At 59.7% G+C, this 1257-nt stretch carries 1 protein-coding gene; it reads right to left on the bottom strand.

Annotated features, from left to right (window positions below):
* Positions 1 to 1257 (bottom strand): condensation domain-containing protein (locus C5470_RS21845; RefSeq protein ID WP_166291891.1); only part of this gene is annotated, 1257 nt, incomplete at both ends.

Here is a 1257-nt window from a genome sequence, read left to right as displayed (position 1 = left end):
AACAACAAACTGCAATAACGGGGCTTCACTTAAGTTCAGACGATAATGGCGGGGGTCAAAACGCCGGCTTAACTGCTCACTGACCGGCCCGTCTGCCGGATCTAATGTCAATTCAGTGACGGATAACGGGGCCTGGCGCCAGACCACTTGCGCCGGCTCTGACAGCCCCTGCCAGATAAAGGCGGTGCGCAGAATATCATGGCGGTTGATCACCTGCTGGACCGCCGACAGGTAGCGGTCCAGCACAGCTCGGTCCGCAAACACCATCTGACCGGTCGACAGGTACGGATCGCCCTCACTTGCCAGCAAATGGTGGAATAAGATCCCGTCCTGCAGCGGTGACAGGGCATAAATGTCCTGAAGGTTACTGAGGCCGCCCGGTACCTGCTCAACGATACGGTTAATATCTGTCTGCGTCAGATCTATCAGCGGCAACATGGCCGGCGTGAGCGTGGTGGTATCCGGAGTAATCACATTGGCAGGCACTGCCATGCTTTCGGTCTGATGCTGCCCCAGTGTCTGGGCTAGATCTGACAGTACTGGTGTTTGAAACAAGTCGCGCACCAGCAATGTCAACCCCAGCTGACGCAGACGTTCAATCAGCCGTACAGCCAGTAGGGAATGCCCGCCCAGGGCAAAGAAATTGTCATGCCGGCTGACTTGTTCAAGGCCCAGCAACTCACGCCAGACCGCCGCCAGTGCGGTTTCGGTGGCGCCCTGCGGGGCTGCATAACGCTGGCGGGCAAAGTCGTCCTTCCCAGGCACCGGCAGCGCCCGGCGGTCCAGTTTGCCGTTCGGGGTTAACGGGAAGCGATCCAGGCGCACCAACGCCGCCGGCACCATATAGTCCGGCAATTGGGCACTCAGGTGCGCCCGCAGGCGGTTGACCAGCCCCGCTTCCGCATCGGCCGCCACATACGCCACCAGCCGTTTGTCCGTCCCTTTCCCCCGTGCCAGTACCACGGCTTCACGCACCGCCGGGTGTTCGGCCAGCCGCGCTTCGATTTCACCCGGTTCAATGCGGAAACCGCGGATCTTAACCTGCTGGTCATTACGGCCTGCAAACACCAGATTGCCATCCGGCAAGTAGCGGGCTAAATCCCCGGTTCGGTACATCCGCGCCTCTGGCGCATCACTAAACGGATCAGCCAGGAAGCGTTCCGCAGTCAGATCAGGACGATTGAGATAACCCCGGGCAACACCGACACCGCCAATGTACAATTCACCCACCGTCCCTAACGGTACTGGCTGACCATA

Source organism: Photorhabdus stackebrandtii (assembly GCF_011189495.1).
GTDB lineage: Bacteria > Pseudomonadota > Gammaproteobacteria > Enterobacterales > Enterobacteriaceae > Photorhabdus > Photorhabdus khanii.
Note: the sequence above shows the minus strand (reverse complement) of the source record. Positions and strands in the feature narration are given on the sequence as shown.